This window comes from Tautonia rosea, from assembly GCF_012958305.1.
Taxonomy (GTDB): Bacteria; Planctomycetota; Planctomycetia; order Isosphaerales; family Isosphaeraceae; genus Tautonia; species Tautonia rosea.
The window spans coordinates 420,956-438,300 of record NZ_JABBYO010000004.1 but is presented as its reverse complement, the minus strand read 5'-3'; the positions used below and the strand labels follow the sequence as shown (position 1 = coordinate 438,300).

Genomic DNA, 17,345 nt, shown 5'->3' with positions numbered 1-17,345 from the left:
CATGCTTCCGCGATCGACCGACTGGCCCCATCCCTTTCTCAACGAGAACGTACCTGGATCGTCACGCTGTCCCCGGAGGATCGGGGAGCGGGTCGAGAATTGACGGCTAAAGTGGCAGGGAGGCCCGGAGTCATGAACGATTCCCTCGGGAGCGATTCGCGGCAGGCACTCCCCTCCGGTGGAGATCGGCCCAAGAAGCAAGTTTACATGCGCGTGCGAACCTGGGTCTGTCTGGCATTCCTGACGATTTTGGTGATGACCAGAGGCGCAGAATCGGTTGCTCAGACCTTCGAAGTCCCCGAGCCTCCCAGTCTGGAACTACCTGAACTTCCGGTCCCCGCTCCGACGATCGAGGGTGATGCCCGCGACTTGCCCGCCGAGGCCCCGATCCCGACCCAGGGACGCGTTCCCGCTGCCCCGGAATCCTCTCGCGTCGATCCTCCCGAACCGATGGAGGAGCCACCGAGCCAGACCATCAGCACCTTGGCCGAGGACTTCGAGGATCCTCGCGTGGCATTCCGGCAAGAGGCGGCCGATGCCCCCTTGCAGATGCGTGTGCATGATCGGACGAGTGAAGGGGCGTTTGAGGGATTGAGCGAGCGGTTTCAGTTCGTGGCGGGTCCGGGCAGTGGCGTCTATGCAAGTTATCCCTTGCCAAAGCTGCCCCTCAGCGAGGACTTACGCGTCTCGATTTACGTCCGGTCGAACCGGCCCGGTGTGCAGATCATTGGCCGGGTGGTCTTGCCGAACGACCTCGACCCGGAAACTGGCCAGCCGTTCTATGTCAATGTCGGCGGCACGCTCTATGAGGAATCCGGCCGTTGGCGTCGTCTGGAACTGCGAGAGCTGCCCTCAAACGTCGAACGTCAGGCCCGAATTCTCCGGCTCAAATCGAATCAGAAGGTCCGCATCGAAGGGGCCTACCTCGATCGGATCGTTCTGAATCTGTACGGCGGGACGGGAGAGTCGGAGGTGATGGTCGACGCCTTGCGCATCGCCCCGGTCGATCCCGAATTGCTGGCGAATCGGCCCAATCCGCGGATCGGGTTTGCCTCAGACAGTCCGGATGGTGCGGAGGAGCTCGGTCCCGACCTTTCGTCTCCCGGTGACGACCCGGCCCTGGCCGGCGGTCGATTTCGATTCAATCGCAACCGCCTAGAACTGCTCGACGAGCCGCTTCGGGCGTATTTTCCGTGGCTCCCTACGATTATCGATGCGCCCGGAGCCTCTCCCGAGGAATTGAGACGGTTCGGGTTCGACGTGTTCGCGGTCCGATCGGGGACCTCGATTGAAAACGTCAACCGAGCGGTCGACTCGGGGATGCTCTTGATGCCAATGCTTGGCGATTCGCTGCTCGGAGCGGCCGACGCGGCAACCCTGTCATCGGCCATGACCTCCTATCCCAGGCGAGAAGCAGTCGCCTTCTGGCACCTGGGCGAGAAACTGGGAGGTCAGGACCTTTGGAATGATCGCCAGGCGACCTTGAAGCGAGTTCGGGCTGCCGTCGATTCGGTGCAGGACGTGGACACCGCATCGGGTGTTTCGATCCTGACAACCGGTGACGTGGCCGGGGAACACGCCCTCTATACGAGCCGACCGGGCCGAATGGATCTGGTCGGGGCTCACGGGACTCCCTGGGGGACGATGACCCAACCGCTTCACTACTTCAATTACCTGGCCCAGCGGCGCGATCTGACCGGTTTGACGAATGTCGAGGCGTTGTTCTGGACCTGGATTCCCGCCTCGGCCCCTCCTGAGCTCCAGCGGGCCATCTACGGCTCCGACCCCCCGCCCTCGTGGGGGCGTCCTCAGATCTTGCCCGAGCAAATCCGGATCGCCACGGCGGCCGCCCTTTCGGCCGGATACCGAGGAATTGGTTACCGAGGAGATGCCGAGCTGACCCGAACCTCGGGCCGCGCTCGATTGATTGAGCTGCAACTGCTCAACGCAGAGATCGACCTGTTCCAGGAAATTCTCGCACGAAACGTGGGAACCATCCACTCGTACAAGGTCTATCCCCCCCTCGGAATTGAAACCGGCAGGCCGATCGAAGAAAACTACACCCGGCGTGATCCGACGCAAAAGCAGGAGATCGGGGCTCTTAGCCATATTCAGGCGGTTGGCTTCACCACTCCTGATCGCCGAGGAACCTTGCTGCTTGTCAGCAACCTGGACTGGGATGCGCAGTGGGTTCCGGGCCAGCTTGCCCAGAAGGAAGTACGCCTGACGGTTCCCGGGCATACGAACGTCTCTGCCTGGGAGATTACGCTGGGAGGCATCCGAAATCTTGATCGCAAACGGGTTCCCGGGGGAATCGAGCTCCATCTGACCGACTTTGGAGCAACGGCCTGGATCTTGCTGACCCCCAACACCGAGCTGATCCGTCAGCTCGAACAGACGATTGCCTCCTGGGCTCCGATCGCGGCTGAGCTCGCAATCGAACAGGCCGAACTTCAGCGGGACGCCATCGTCGAGTCCCACTCACAGTTGGTGCTCGACGGTTTCGACGTGAAAGGGAGCGATACGCTGCTGGCAATTGCTGAGGAGCAGCTTCGTGCTGCTCGGGCGGGCCTGTCTCGTGGAGAAGCCGAAATCGCCTTCGCCAACGCTCGACGCGTGATCCGCCCACTGCAAATTTTGATGAAGCAACACCACATGCGAGCCATGAAGGACCTGAAAGACTCGACCGTCTTCGCCCATGATCCAGAGGTGAAGCTCGAACTCACTCCCATCTCAGCTCCCCCGTTGATGTGCTTCAACACCCTGCCTCAACTCGAACTGTTCTGGACGAGTACGATCCGAACCTACCCCTTCGGACGTAATCTCTTGCCGAGCGGCGAGTTCGAGGAAGCCGACCCGGCGCTTTACGTTCGAGAGGGATGGACCAGCGTCGGGTACGAGGTTCCCGGACTCGAAGGATTGATCGACATCGAGGCCGACCCGACCAGCAACGTCCGCGGCAGTGAGCGGTTGCTCCGATTGCGCGTGCAGCCCGCCGAGGGGCAGTCGATCGAGGAGTTCCCGCCCGTGCAGGACCGGCCGACTGTGGCGATTCAGAGCCCACCGATTTCGGTCCGACGTCACGAGTTTCTCCGGATCTCGGTTCTGGTGAAAATGCCGGTGTTCCAGACCCCCGGAAGTGGGGGCGGGGTGATCATCCGAGACTCGATCGGCGGTGAATTGATGCAATATCGCCAGTTTTCGGCCTTGCCCGAATGGCGGAGAGTCGTGCTCTATCGGAGGGCTCCCGAGGACGGAGAGCTGACCGTGACCCTCGGTCTGGCGGCAACAAGCGGAGAGGTCTTCTTCGACGACCTCCGCATCGAGCGGGCGGAGCAGCCTGGAGCCCCGGTCCCTCCAACGGCACCGACCCTTGGAGCCCTGCCAGACGCGACCGAACGAATCGAGCCGGCCCCCGATCCGTTCGAGGGAACTCCATCCTCGGATCCGGACCGTCAACGTCCCGGGCCGGTGAGCAGCACACCTCGTCCGTCTCGTCGAGACTGACGAGCGCACAGATCGCGCCGAGGCTCATCTGGCCTCTTGATCCGCGCGAGAAAGGCCGATAGCTTGCGGATGTTATGAGCCCTGCGACAATCAGGAAGGTGTCGGAACAGATCCGCGAGTCGAGTCTCGTCGGAGATGACAATCGCCTTTCCTGAGAGTCTGAGCACGGTCGAGGTCCAAGCTCGATCGGCCGAAGACTCAAGGCTAGACTCGCCCGCCTCATCGGCATACGATTTTCAAGAGATCGCAATGATGAGCACCTTCGTTCTGTTCTTCAGGCCGAGTATGAATCATCGTGATCGTGTTGCGTCCAATCGTTCCGAGGCATCCGAAATCTGGCGAACGATGCACCCTTGAGCATTGATTTCGGATCGGTCCGATCGCAGAACGGCTCGAAGTTGTGGTGCTCGGTTGGAACCGCTACGGTGTCAACCCTCGGGGACGAGTCTCCTGGGCAGGTTCCCTCGTCCCGGCGGAGGCTTATCGACGATGGAGACGGCCCTGATCGTCGAGGATGACCCGGACCAGGCCGAGATGGCTGCGTCGTTTCTGCGACTTCGACAAATCGAGCCGAAAATGGCCTTCGACGGCCGATCCGGGGTCGATCATGTTCGCACGTTTCGCCCCGACTTTGTCTTGCTCGACCTCATGCTGCCGGACATCGATGGGTTTGAGGTCTGCCGACAGATCCGATCGGTTCCCGAAACCATGAGCTTGCCAATCATCATGGTCACGGCCCTGCATGGCGACTCGCACCGACGACTGGGATTTCGGGTGGGAGCAAATTCCTACCTGACCAAGCCCTACGGTCCAAGCGACCTGTACCAGGCGATTGATCTGGCCCTCTCGTGGGCAGACACGGCGGAACGAGAACGGCTTCGCGGGGAGATTCACATCGAGCTCGACAGCGCTCCGAAATTTCTCCGGCAGGTCAATGATTTTCTCGTTGGGCTCTATCGCGCGACTCCGTTGACGATCGAACAGGTCCAGCATCTCCAACAGGCCGTCCTGGAGATTGGTCAGAACGCCATCGAGTGGGGCAACCGCATGCAGATCGATCTCCCTGTCGAGATCAGTTATCGGGTCTTCGACGACCGGGTCGAGATCTGCATCCGCGATCAGGGCTCGGGCTTCGATCGGGCGATGCTGCCGCACGCCGCCTGCCGGGACAATCCCCTGGCCCACCTGGAGGTTCGTCAGAGCCTGGGATTACGCGAGGGGGGCTTCGGCTTGCTGATCGCTCGTGGTATGCTCGACGAATTGCGGCACAACGAGGCCGGGAACGAGGTGACCTTGACCAAGCGATTCCCCCCCGATGCGGTTCCCAAACACCACGCTGGCCAGGAGGCGTAAAAGCCGTGGCCGAGGCCGTGACCCAGCGCCGCACTCCTGCCTCCGGACGAAGTCGCCCGGTGCTTCTGGTCGTCGATGACGAGCCGGAGGTGCTCCGCTCGCTTTTCGACCTGTTCCGACTTGATTACCGAGTCTTGACCGCCAGCCGGGGGGCCGAGGCACTCGAAATTCTTGGTCGGGAAACCGTCAGCGTCATCATGTCTGACCAGCGGATGCCGGAGATGACCGGCGTCGAGTTTCTCAGCCAGGCTCGTGTCATTCGTCCCGAGGCCACCCGCCTGTTGATCACCGGTTACGCGGACCTGAAAGCGGTAATCGACGCCATCAACGAGGGGCATGTCTTCCGATATATTGCCAAGCCCTGGGACCCGGAAGAACTCGCCACGGTCATCCGGCAAGCGGTTGAGCATCGCAATCTGATTGTCGAGAAACAACGCCTGATCGAGGAACTTCGTGCCGCGAACCTCCGACTCCAGGAAGCAAACCGCCTGAAGTCGAACTTTATCGAGGTGGCCAGCCACGAACTCAACACGCCGGTGACAATCGTGCTCGGGATGGCAGAACTCTGGAAGCTGACCCAGGGGAACACAGCCGAGCCAGATGATCTGACCAGTGGTTGGGTTGAGCGCATTCTTGCGGCAGGCCGACGGCTCGCATCAACGGTCGAGCGAATGATCAAGCTTTTGCACGCAGATCGCCTCGCACCGATGCTCGACGCCGAATCGGTCGAATTGAAGTCGCTGGTTTCCCAGGTCATCGAGGACGTTCACCCCTATCTCGACGCTCGGCAGCAGCGAATCGAGCTGGTGGTCGAGCCCGAGCTCGGCGTGGCTGAGGTCGATCGGGGTAAGGTGGCCGATGCGCTGTCCAATCTGGTCATCAATGCGATCAAGTTCACCCCAGATCAAGGATTGATCCGAGTCTGGGCTGGTCCGGAAGGAGAAGATGCCGTGGCCTTCGAGGTCTGCGACGAGGGGGTCGGGATCGACCCGAACGAGCAGGACCTTGTCTTCGAGCCCTTCTTCACCGGGTTTGACACCATGCACCACTCGTCGGGCGACTTCCAGTTCGGCAAGCGCGGCATTGGATTAGGCTTGAGCCTCGTCCGCACCTTCGCCGAAATGCATGGAGGTTTCGCCTCGTTCCGAAGCACTCCGGGTCAGGGTTCTTGCTTTCGGATCCAACTGCCTCGTCACCCGAATACCCTGCCAGTTCCAGACGATTCAGGAACGAGCCTTGAGCCGGAGCTTCCCGATGAAGGGTCGGGACGCCCGGGAACAACCGAGTAAGCTCAGCTTGAAGCGCCCCTCCCTTCAAGCCAAGGGAGGAATCATTGCGCGCTCGCCTGGTGGTAGACTCAGTCAGGTCCGATCGTCGGACATCCCCGGTCCTGGATTCGCGAGCTTGGCTTCCTCGTTCTGAATGTAATGCTTCAGATAACCAAGGAACGTAGGCAGTCCGGCCGCTTCCCAGGCCGACTCGATTTGCTCTTTGTAATGTTGATTGGCCGCCTGCAAGGCTCGAAAGGCATCTGCCTCGGGCGAGGACGGATCCGGCGGGGCGACCTGATCATGTGAATTGACGGAAAGCAGGAACCCGGCATCGGATGGCCAGGGCTGCACTTGCAACTTCATGTGCGGATATCTTGAATTCCCCAGGCGGATCGCATAAATCGGTGATCCCTCGGGGCCGGAACTCGACGCCTCAAAGATCTGACGGTCGTGCAAGGGAACCACGCCGGGGGCCTCTCGCCAGGCCAGACGGCGGCGCACCGCCTCCGGGAAAGTTCCCTCTGGATAGGCACGTTCCAGATAAATCAGGATGGCCCGCTCCAGGTCTGCTCGGGCGATGCCATCGATCGGGTCCGGGGTCGTCTCCGGATTGAGCCCCATCGCTATTCCCCTTCCGTCTGCGATCGGCATCGCCAGGAGACTCTGCCTCGTCCACAATCAGTCGGATGATCCTATTCTACGATGGGAACGGAGCAGGTCGCTACGTCACGTTGTCCTTGGATCACAGATCGTGGAGAAAACGCGCGTTTTTCTCCGGATGCCGCCATCGAGGAACTCAGGCCCGGTCGGGTGCAGCGACCGTCAACGAGTTGTGGTGCTCGGTGTCCTGGTCCAGGAACCAACGAACCGTCTGAGCAATGCTTTCCGCATTGCCGAGGGCAGGATTCCAGCCCAGCCGCGATCGAGCCTTCTCGGTACTGTACCAAATCCGTCGGGCCATCAGCCAAGTTGCATACCGGGTGATGATGGGCGCCTTCGGCCAGCCCATGAGCCGGGCATAGGCTTCAATAACCAGCGAACCACCAAACACCATCGGATAGAAATGCGGCAGCCGACGGTACCACCGAGGGGGTCCGGCTCCGGCGGCCTCAGCGAAGTATCGAAGAAACTCTCGCTGGGTCATTGGCCCCTGGTCGGTGATGTTGTACGCCTCGTGTTCCGAAGAGGGGTCCTCGGCCGCAAGGATGCAGGCATCAGCAACATTTCCGGCATAGATGGCACTCAGCGGATTGTCTCCAGGGCCAATGACCGGAATCCCGGCCCCTCGCATGCGGCGAATCATGCGAGCAACGGTCGTCCGGTCGCGTTCGCCGTAGAGCCAGCTTGGCCGGATAACGGTCAAGGGAAGTCCTTCCTCTCTCGCCAGACGCCAGAGAATCCGTTCCGATTCGACCTTGCTGATGGTGTAATAGTCCCAGGGCCACCAAAGGCCGACACCGAGCGGATGATCCTCGCTGATCGCCTTGCCGGTCCGAGGGGGATGGCCATAAGCGCTGGTCGAGCTGATGTGCAGGAAGCGATGCACCCCGGAAGCAATCGCCGCTCGGGCGAGCGACTCAGTTGCATCGAGACAAGCAGACTGGAACTCGTCCCATGTCCCCCAATCTCCCACCTTCGCCGCGGCATGGTAGACGACCCGGATGTTCTTGAGGGCCTCGGCGCAGGATTCCGCGTCAGTCAGGTCGCCAACGACGAGTTCCACGCCGAGCGATTCGAGAAATCTGGTATCACTGGTCGCCCGGACGAGGGCTCGGACCGGCTCTCCCCGAGCAACGAGCCGCTCGGCGATGTGGCTGCCGAGCAGGCCGGTGGCGCCGGTGACGAGGCAGGGGCGTTCGTTCAAGCCGCCATTGGGAATCATCGAGGTCAACGCAGGAGTGTCCAGAAGTTGATGAAGGCAAGGACGATCCAGAGCCATCCCCAGACCCTGCCGAGATGATCAACCCAGTCGAGTGATCGCCCTCGGAGTCTGATCAACCGGCTGACGAAGGCGATCGTTCCGGACGCCGTGCCGAGCAAGGTCGACACCAGGAGGAAAATCACGACGATCTGGTAAGCATCGGGTGGCCCGTCTGGGGCGAGTTGGAACATGAGCCAGAGGGCAGTCCCGCCGACCGGGGCAACGATCGACAGAGTGGCAAGGGTGATCGTCCCTCGAGAATGCCAGAGTCGTCTCCCAGCACGTCTCGGTGGGCGGAGTCTGAGGACGAGTAGCCCCGGAGTCATCGAGAGGAGCACTGGTGTCGCCAGCGCCATGAGATAGCCGGTTGCACTCCACACGGAACCCAACGGGCTGCCCTGGAAAAAATTGTTAGGGAGTTCCTCGACCCAGGACCGGGACATTGCAAGACCCGGAGCCATCGAGGCGACGAGGATCATCCCGTCGAGCAGGGAAAACCGACGCCGGGAGGGACGCGGCATCTCTCGTGGCATCGGCTCGGGTCTCGGGCCTTCGGTGAGTCGAATTACGCTGTTCGGAGGATAACTCTGGACCGTGACTGGCGGCAAGCGTATCTGGAAGGCCACCTCGCAGAGCCAGAGAGAGTGAGCATGGTATTCCCGAGGCTCGCGTGGCTGTGTTTATACAGAACTGGCCCGTCCCTGGAGACGACTTCAGAAAATTCGGGACGGCATGGGAAAAAAGTTCCGGGAAAGGTGAGGGCTGAGGCGTCCCGTTGGTGTAACCGGGGCTATCCCCTTTCCAAAGGGGGAAGACCATCGGCGTGACGGCCCCCCTTGTCGGGAAACGCCTGGGACCGAGACCACGAGCGCGGGTCGGCCGGACTTCGAGAGCGAACGCCTAACTCCTCGGGGCTGCCAAATGGCCGAAGACACGACCAAGACGCAAGAGCCGCAGCAACAGCCGATCGATCCCGGCCTGCTTGAGCAGACCAAGAACCAGATCCGGACGCTCGTCGCCGAGATCGCCGATCTGGCCGATTCAGACATCCAGCCGGCGGAATTCTCTCAAGAGTTTCTGACCCGGGCCGTCGCTGCAGTGGCCGCCTCGGGCGGTGCCCTCTGGATGCTTGACAACCGGGGCACCCTGAAGCTTCAAAACCACGTCGAATTCCAACTCACCGGTCTGCTCGACGGCCGGGTTCGTACTCAGCCGCACGATATCTTGCTCGGGACGATCTTTCAGGCTGCCCAGGCCCAGATCATCCCTCCAGGGGCCACCATTGAAGGAGTGCCCGGCGCAGGCAATCCCACGGCCTTTGCCCTGATCCTCGCCCCCCTGATCGTGGACAAGCAGGTGGTGGGCCTCGTCGAGATCCTGATGGATCCGACCCGTCGCGCGGCCACGCAAAAGAGCACCCTCCGGTTTGTTGGCGACCTCTGCGACCTGGCGGCTCAGTATCTGAAGAACCGCCAGATGCGGCAGATGATGTCGCAACAGAAGCTCTGGAACCAGCTTGAAGGCTTCACGCACGCCATCCACGGCTCGCTCGACCTGCAAGAAACCGCCTTCGCCGTGGCCAACGACGGCAAACGCCTGATCGGCTGCGACCGCCTGAGCGTTGCCCTGAAAATCGGCGGCCGGACGATGGTCGAGGCCGTCAGCGGGCAGGAAGTGGTTGAGCAACGCTCAAACCTCATCCGAGAGCTGACCAAACTCTGCAAGCTCGTGATCAAGTCGGGCGAAGACCTCGTCTACACGGGAGACACCGAAGGGTTCCCGCCCGACATTCGCGATGCACTCGAAATTTATGTGGATGAGTCGGGCTCGAAGGCCGTCATCATTACCTTGCTGCACCGTCCTGAAGAGCCGAGCAAGGACGGCAAGGTCCCCGAGAAGGTTCCGTTCGGCTGCATCGTGGCCGAACAGATCGGCGATGAGCTGATTGTGACCGACGTTCATGCGCGGAGTGAGGTCGTTTCTCGGCATGCGTCGACGGCGCTGTACAACGCTCAGGAACATCACCGCATCTTCCTTCGTCCCGTACTCAAGGCACTCGGTTCTCCCTGGCGGATGTTCCGGGGGCGGACGCTGGCGAAAATTGCGGCGGTGCTCGGCGTCATCGCCACCGTCGTGGTCGTGATGGCATTCGTCCCCTGGAAACTGACGATCGAAGGCAAGGGGTCGATTCTTCCGGAAGAGCGCCGCAACACCTACGCCCCGCTTTCCGCTCGGGTTGCCGACGTTCACGTCGAACACGGCGACCTCGTCCGAGCGGGAGAACCGATGGTCACCCTCTACAGCGAGGAGTTGCTCAAGCAACTTGAACAGGTTCAGGCAGATCGCTCGTACTATGGCGCGCAGGCCGCCACGCTCGAACGGCGAATCAACCAGACGACCGACTACAACGAACGTCCCATTCTCGCCGGCCAGCAAGAAGAGGCTCGCATTCGTTACGACAGTGCGACCGAACAACTGGAAATCATTCGCGAACAACTGCAACAGTTAAATGTAACCGCTCCTCACGACGGTATGATCGTAAGCTGGGAGGTCCGGAAAAACCTGCTGGGCAGGCCAGTTGAGATTGGTCAGGAACTGGTCTCGGTTGCCTCGACCAGCGGTGACTGGATTCTGGAAGTGAACGTGACCGACGACGACATGGCTCCCATCCTTGCCGCCGAGCAACGGTTGAAGGAGCGAATCGCCAAAGGAGACGCCTCGCCCGACGAAGCGTTGAAAGCCTATTTCGTGCTGGCGACCGACCCGGAGAAGCGGTACCCAGGCTACGTCCGCCGGATTGCATCGATGGCCCAGACGGTCGAAGGGGAACACGTTGTGAAGATCACGGTCGGCTTCAGCGACGACGTACGTGATCAGATCATCGCCCGGAGCCAGAACACCGATCGCGGTCTCCGTTCCGGTGCTGAGGTCCGAGCCCGGATCGAATGCGGTGATGAACGGATGGCCTACGTTGTCTTCCGGAAAGTCATCAACGCCTTCCACGAAACGGTCCTGTTCCGCTGGCCGTTCATGAATTGACCGGGCATGTCCCCCGCATCGTTTTTCTCCTCGTCATTCGACAAACGTTCGGTCCCCTCCAGCGGAGATACGAGCCATGCAAGCGATTGTGAAAACCACTCTGGCTGCCGCCTTGCTGGCCAGCCTCTCGATTCCAATGGCAATGCCCATCCGGGCCCAGCAGCCGGGTCTGGCCTCGAATGGACAGGTGCAGACCCTGGTCGTGCCAGGCAATATCGAGTGGATCGAACGGGCGGCCCTGGCTGCGCGGCGTGAAGGAATCTTGCGGCACATCGAAAAGTCGATCGGCCAGGAGATCAAGCGAGGCGATCTGGTCGCCTATCTTGATTCGACCATGGCCGAACTGGCCCAAACCAAGGCTGAGATGTTCGCCAAGGATACCTCCGCCATCGAAATGGCCGAGGCCGAACGGGAAGTCGCCGCCACCAACGCCGCGCGGGCGTACCGGCTTCGCGACATCAATTCGAAGGAAGAGTACGAGCTTCGCCAGGCCCAGTTCAAGGTGGCCGATGCCCGGCTCAAGGAAGAACAGTCCAAGCATGAACAGGCCGCCCAGGAGTTGAAGATGGCGCAGGAGGCGGTCGCCGAGCACCAGATTCTCGCGCCGTTTGACGGAGAAGTCCTGCAACAGATCAAGTACCCCGGTGAGGCCGTGCAGGCGATGGAGCCGGTCGTTCACGTTGCCCGGACCGATCGTGTTCGGTTCCAGGGTTACGTTCCCCTGGAAATGGCGTATCAGCTCCGTAAGGGAATGGTGGTGGATGTTCAGCCGGTCATCGAAGGAGAGCAGATCCCGATTGCTCAGAAACGCTTCCGTGGCCGGATTGTTTACATCAGCCCCGAACTGGCCTTCGCCAAAACCCGCGCAGAGGTCGAAATCAAGGCAGACGTTATCAACAACGTCTCCAAGGAGTTGCGGGTCGGTCACAAGGCCAACATGACCGTTTATCTGACCGACGATCCGAGCGCCATTCCCGCTCCCCCGGAAGACATGCTGCCCGTGACTCCCGATCCAAGGCCGACGCCTCCGGTGCTCGGTCGCCGATCGAATGCCGCGACGAACGCGGCGCAGTAATTTCACCGCTGGCCATCGACGTTCATTTGAACTGTTCTTCACCTTTCTCTTCAAGACGATCTTGACGAGAGAAAGGCTCTACGCCGGGTCAGGGGCCGTCGCCTGACGGCCAAGGCCCCTGGAATCCGGACACCCTCTCCACCCCTTGAGGGAGAGGGGGTTTTGGGACCGGACCCCGCTCGAACCGCGATTGCCGTGACAAAAGGGCCGCTCACCGATGCTCCGAGACCCCAGTCAATCCGCTTCGGTGCCCGCCGGTCAGGCGGCCGAATACCTTACGGCCCGCTTACGGCCCGATCTCGTGGTGCAGCCGGTCCCCTATGAAGGCGTGACCCACTACGTCATCAAGGACCCGATCGCCCTGAAGTATTTCCGGTTCAAGTCCGAAGAGTACTTCCTTCTTCAAGAACTCGACGGCAAGAAAACCCTTCAGGACATCAAGCGAGCCTTTGAACGCAAGTTTCGCCCCCAGACGATTACGGTCGAGGACCTGCTCCGGTTCGTCGCCCAGTTGCACGAGGCGAGCCTGGTTCTCGTCGATACGCCCGAACAAGCCAAGGCCCTGGTCAAACGCAAGAGAAAGAATCGCTGGAAGAAGATCAAGCAGGGCGCCGCGAACATTCTCTACATCAAGATTCCGATCATCGATCCGGAAAAGCTGCTGACGTGGATGTACCCCTATTTCCGGTGGCTTTTCACGTCTTATTTCGTGGTCTTCAGCCTCGGTATGATGCTGGCGGCCCTCACCCTGGTCTTCGCACAGTGGGACACATTCACCACCAAGCTCCCCACCTTTGAAAGCTTCTTCAACTGGCGAACCTTGCCGTCGCTCTGGCTCAGCCTGGCGATCGTGAAAATCATTCACGAGTTCGGCCACGGTTTGACGGCCAAGCACTATGGATCGGAAGTCCACGAGATGGGCATCCTCTTCCTGGTTCTCACTCCCGCCCTCTACTGCGACGTCACGGACAGCTGGCTCTTACCGAACAAGTGGAAACGCATCTGGATCGCGGGGGCAGGAATCTATGTCGAGTGCTTCCTCGCGGCCCTGGCCACCTTCGTCTGGTGGAACACCCAGCCAGGCCTGTTCAACAGTCTCATGCTCTCGACTATGTTCATCTGTTCGGTGAACACAATACTTTTTAATGCAAATCCACTGCTGCGATACGACGGATACTACGTCGCCTCAGACTATCTGGAGATTCCGAATCTCCGGATCAAGTCGACCCAGTTCTTTGCCTACGCATTTCAGGAGAAGGTGCTTGGCCTGGAGGTCCCGGTTCAGAGTTACATGCCTCGCTCGCGTCGCGCCCTGTTCGTGACGTATGCGGTGGCATCGTACTTCTACCGATGGTTTATCACCTTCAGCATCATCTTCTTCCTTTACCATTTCCTGCCGCCGAAGCTCCGGGTCATCAGCGCCATGCTGGCGATGGGAGCCCTGGTGCCGCTCCTGGTCATGCCAATGTGGCAGATCGTCAAGTTTGTCCGCCAACCCGGGAGGATGCGCAAAGTGAAGAAGGTCCGAGCGGCGGCTTGCTTCGCCGTGGCGGCGGCCGTGATCGCCTTGATCCTGCTGATTCCGACCCCGCTGCGGATCAAGGGGACGCTCGTCCTGAGACCCGCCAAGCCCGACCGCATTTACGTCGAAGTGCCCGGCCGGCTCGTCTCCATCGACGTCCGAGATAATCAACGCGTCGAAGGACCTCGCGACGACGGCACCCCCGGAACCGTCATCGCTCGCCTGAGTAACCTCGACCTGCTCCGCGAAGTCAGCGAGTTGAACGAAGAGATCGAGGTCAATGAGGTCAAGGCTCGACTCTACGACCAGACCAGTGGGAATAATCCCTTGAACCGGGTGCTTCACCTGGAAACGGTCGACATGATTGAACAGGATCTCCAGCCGAAGCTCAACGTGGCGATTGACCAGCAAGGGAAACTCTTTCTGACCGCCGCTCGAGACGGCGTAGTCATGGGTGTCCCCAATCGCGAAGTCACCGGCTCGTTCATGAAACCTGGCGACCTGTTCTGTGAAGTGGGCGACCCGAAGCAGCTGGAAGCTCATCTGCTCATCGATCAATCGGATATCGACTTGATCAAGCAGGACTCTGAGAGTGCCAAGGCGACCGCTTGGGTCAAGATTTATGGCAAGTCCCACGATACGATTCTCAGCCACGTCGAGGAGATCGCCCGCCGCAACCGCGAGGAGATCCCCCCGGAGCTCTCCAACCTCGCCGGCGGCGAGATTGCCACCCAGCCCGACCAGGAAACCGGTGAGGCCCGACCGTTGACCACGGTCTACGAGGTCATCATCCCGATCGACAACTCCAATCTCACTCTCCACCCCGGCCAGCGAGGGATGGCCAAGATCGACGGCGGGACCGCCACCCTCGGTTGGTGGCTCTGGCGGACGATCACCAAAACCTTCCGGTTCGTTCTTTAAGTCGATTGCGGTCGAACAACGTTTGCGATCCACGAATCAGGGCCGGCGGCTTCCCAGTGGGAGCCCGCCGGCCTTGGCCGTTTCAGGTCGCAACCCACATCGGGCTTCACGCAACCAAATCAGGCGGATGGAATCCCGCACGTTTCCTGAACGGTGTCCTGTCCAGAGAAGACCATGCCAATCGCTCTTGATTTGACTCGGCAGAACGCCAAGCTCTGAAAAGAGTTCGACTCGCGTTCCTGAGCCGTGGTGTACGACCAATTCCGAGACAAGTCGGCTTGCGAGAATCGTTGGGGAATGGTAGACCTCCTTCAACCCCAGCCCCGACCACGCGCGGGAGACCGCGCATCGAATGCGGTCGGGGTCGGCAAGGACGCCCGAGGGTTTCACGTCGACGGTCTGGCGCACTCATGAAGAATTTCGCCCGTCTCGTACGGTTTGCCTGGCCCTATCGGGGCCGATTCATGCTGTCGATCGGCTGCGCGATGATGGTTGCCTTGCTCTGGTTTACAGAGTTGGGTGCAGTCTTCCCGCTGCTGAAAATCCTTCTCGGCGGCGAGAACGTCCAGACCTGGGTCGCCGATCAAATTGAACGGTACGAAACCGATGCGGAGACCGTGCGCGCTCGACTTGCCGAGTTGGACATGGTTCGACAGGCCGGTCCCGCGGGTGTCAACAACGATTACATTGATGAGATCAAATCGGGATATCAAAGCGCCTGGAACGCCTACTTCAATGAGGTTCCAGAGGAATTCCATGCCACTTCCGTCGGCCCCAAGCCGTCTTTGCCTGCCGATCAGCTTGATCGATACATGGAGCTGACCCGGGCCTACCGGATCGCCGAAGCCCGCTACGACGAACTCGGCCATGCCTCTCGGCTCATGGAAGAAGGAGGGCTGGCCGCGCTCGACCGCCGCGAACGCTCCTGGCAGAAAGAAATGGCCAAGGCCGAAGGCTGGCAAGCCCGGTTCGAAGCCGTCGCTCCCTGGGTCAGTCGCTGGTTGCCCGAGGACAATTTCCGTACCTTAACAGTCCTGCTCGCCCTGGTGATGGTCGGCGTCGCCATTAAAGGGGTCTTCATGTTCGGCCAGGAATTCCTGGTGGCGAACATCATGCAGCTCTCGATCTTCGATATTCGCAAACGCTTTTTCCGACGCACCCTCGCGCTCGACCTCGCCAGTTTCAATCAGCAAGGCTCGGCCGACTTGATGGCCCGGTTCACGAGCGACCTCGATTCGGTCAGCCAGGGGCTCGTGGTTCTCCTGAGCAAGGTCGTGCGCGAACCCTTGCGCATTATCGCGTGCCTGGGCGGGGCCCTCTGGCTTAACTGGCGATTGACGCTCCTGGCGCTGGTCCTGGTTCCCGTTTCGGCGATCACAACGGTCAAGGTCGGCAAGCTCATGAAGCGAGCGATTCGACGATCGCTCGAAAGCATGTCGAACATCTACAAGATCCTCCAGGAGACCTTCCAGGGGATCAAGCTTGTCAAGGCCTACACCATGGAACGCCGGGAACGCCGGCGGTTCTATCTCGAATCCAAGGCGCTTTACAAGAAGCGCGTCCGGGTGGCGACCATCGAGGCGATGAGTGATCCGGTGCTGGAATTGCTCGCCTTGACGACGGTTTCCATCGCCCTGATGTCTGGTGCGTATCTGGTCTTGCGCGAGTCTCGGTTCCTCGACCTTGGCCTCTTTCGGCTTCAACTTGCCTCCGAACCGATGACGATCGAGCAGTTGCTCACCCTTTACGTCATGCTTGCCGGGGTGTCTGACCCGTTGCGAAAGCTCTCGAACGTGCATTCGAAGATCCAGCGTGCCGCGGCCGCCTCCGATCGAATTTGCGCCTTGATGGATCGAGAGCCGACGGTCATCGAACGGCCGGGAGCCCTTCGGATCCCTCCCCACCGGATGCAAATCGAGTTCGAAAATGTTCATTTCTCCTACGATGACCGCGCTCAGGTGCTCCGAGGGCTCAACCTGAAGGTCCGGCACGGCGAGACCATTGCTTTGGTCGGCCCCAACGGCTGCGGCAAGTCAACCCTGATGAATCTCTTGCCCAGGTTCTGGGACGTGGAAGACGGAGCGATTCGGATTGATGGCCACGATTTGCGCGAGGTATCGCTCAAGAGCCTCCGATCGCAAATTGGCATGGTCATTCAGGAAACAATTCTGTTTGAAGATTCGATCGCAGCGAACATCGGCTACGGCTCCCCGTTCGCCACGAGGGAACAGATCGAAGCCGCCGCCCGACGCGCCTATGCTCATCAATTCATCTCCACGATGCCAGAAGGCTACGACACGATCATCGGTGAGCGGGGTGCCGGGCTCTCCGGAGGTCAACGGCAACGGATCGCCCTGGCCCGAGCGATGCTCCGCGACCCGGCGATCCTCATCCTCGACGAGGCAACCAGTGCCGTCGACATCCAGGATGAGGCCCTGATTCGCCGCGCGATCGAGGAGTTCTCCCGAGGACGCACGACCTTCCTCATCACCCACAATCTCGGCTCGCTCCAGTTTGCTGATCGGATCGTCTTGATGAACGAGGGACGGATCGAGTCGGTTGGGACCGAGGACGAACTGAGACGGACCTCCGCGCTCTACCGTCGCCTGCTTGACCTGCAATATCACCGCGAGAGTGCCTGACACGATTCCTGGTGACACCTCTTGAACTCCCCCGCTTCATGATCCCACCAAGGGTGTAGCCGTGCGCGATTGCGCGCAGGACGTGATGGAAGAA

Annotated in this window: 10 protein-coding genes; 7 read left to right on the top strand and 3 right to left on the bottom strand. The window is 60.6% G+C overall.

The window, feature by feature from the left end:
* Window positions 1-132: 132 nt before the first annotated feature.
* The 3 genes from HG800_RS09305 (at window position 133) to HG800_RS09295 (ending at window position 6,149) form a co-directional block, all read left to right on the top strand.
* Entirely contained in the window at window positions 133-3,507 is a 3,375-nt protein-coding gene (locus HG800_RS09305) for a hypothetical protein (protein ID WP_169976097.1), read from the top strand.
* A 489-nt stretch (window positions 3,508-3,996) separates the two neighbouring features.
* Window positions 3,997-4,860: a response regulator gene (locus HG800_RS09300; RefSeq protein ID WP_169976095.1), complete on the top strand. Its 864-nt coding sequence runs from the start codon at window positions 3,997-3,999 to the stop codon at window positions 4,858-4,860.
* Window positions 4,861-4,865: 5 nt separating this feature from the next.
* Entirely contained in the window at window positions 4,866-6,149 is a 1,284-nt protein-coding gene (locus tag HG800_RS09295) for a hybrid sensor histidine kinase/response regulator (RefSeq protein ID WP_315852004.1), read from the top strand.
* Between the two features lie 72 nt (window positions 6,150-6,221).
* Here the strand turns inward: HG800_RS09295 and HG800_RS09290 are convergent, their stop codons facing one another.
* The 3 genes from HG800_RS09290 to HG800_RS09280 form a co-directional block, all read right to left on the bottom strand.
* Window positions 6,222-6,752 (bottom strand): hypothetical protein, encoded by a 531-nt coding sequence (locus HG800_RS09290; RefSeq protein ID WP_169976093.1) that lies wholly within the window; start codon window positions 6,750-6,752, stop codon window positions 6,222-6,224.
* A 175-nt stretch (window positions 6,753-6,927) separates the two neighbouring features.
* Complete coding sequence (locus tag HG800_RS09285) at window positions 6,928-8,013, bottom strand: NAD-dependent epimerase/dehydratase family protein (protein WP_169976351.1); 1,086 nt, start codon at window positions 8,011-8,013, stop codon at window positions 6,928-6,930.
* Window positions 8,014-8,018: 5 nt separating this feature from the next.
* Window positions 8,019-8,573: a hypothetical protein gene (locus HG800_RS09280; RefSeq protein ID WP_169976092.1), complete on the bottom strand. Its 555-nt coding sequence runs from the start codon at window positions 8,571-8,573 to the stop codon at window positions 8,019-8,021.
* Window positions 8,574-8,973: 400 nt separating this feature from the next.
* On the opposite strand from HG800_RS09280, the gene HG800_RS09275 reads away from it, so the two are divergent.
* The 4 genes from HG800_RS09275 (at window position 8,974) to HG800_RS09260 (ending at window position 17,251) form a co-directional block, all read left to right on the top strand.
* On the top strand, window positions 8,974-11,091 hold the full coding sequence (locus tag HG800_RS09275; RefSeq protein WP_169976090.1) for an efflux RND transporter periplasmic adaptor subunit: 2,118 nt from the start codon (window positions 8,974-8,976) through the stop codon (window positions 11,089-11,091).
* A gap of 76 nt (window positions 11,092-11,167) precedes the next feature.
* A complete protein-coding gene (locus tag HG800_RS09270; protein ID WP_169976088.1) occupies window positions 11,168-12,166 on the top strand; it encodes an efflux RND transporter periplasmic adaptor subunit in 999 nt (332 codons plus the stop codon).
* A 217-nt stretch (window positions 12,167-12,383) separates the two neighbouring features.
* The gene (locus tag HG800_RS09265) at window positions 12,384-14,609 is read left to right on the top strand and encodes a site-2 protease family protein (protein ID WP_169976086.1); all 2,226 of its coding nucleotides are present in this window, start codon (window positions 12,384-12,386) and stop codon (window positions 14,607-14,609) included.
* A gap of 410 nt (window positions 14,610-15,019) precedes the next feature.
* Window positions 15,020-17,251 carry an ABC transporter ATP-binding protein gene (locus tag HG800_RS09260; protein ID WP_169976084.1) on the top strand — a complete coding sequence of 744 codons (2,232 nt, stop codon included), beginning with the start codon at window positions 15,020-15,022 and terminating at the stop codon, window positions 17,249-17,251.
* Window positions 17,252-17,345: the final 94 nt, after the last annotated feature.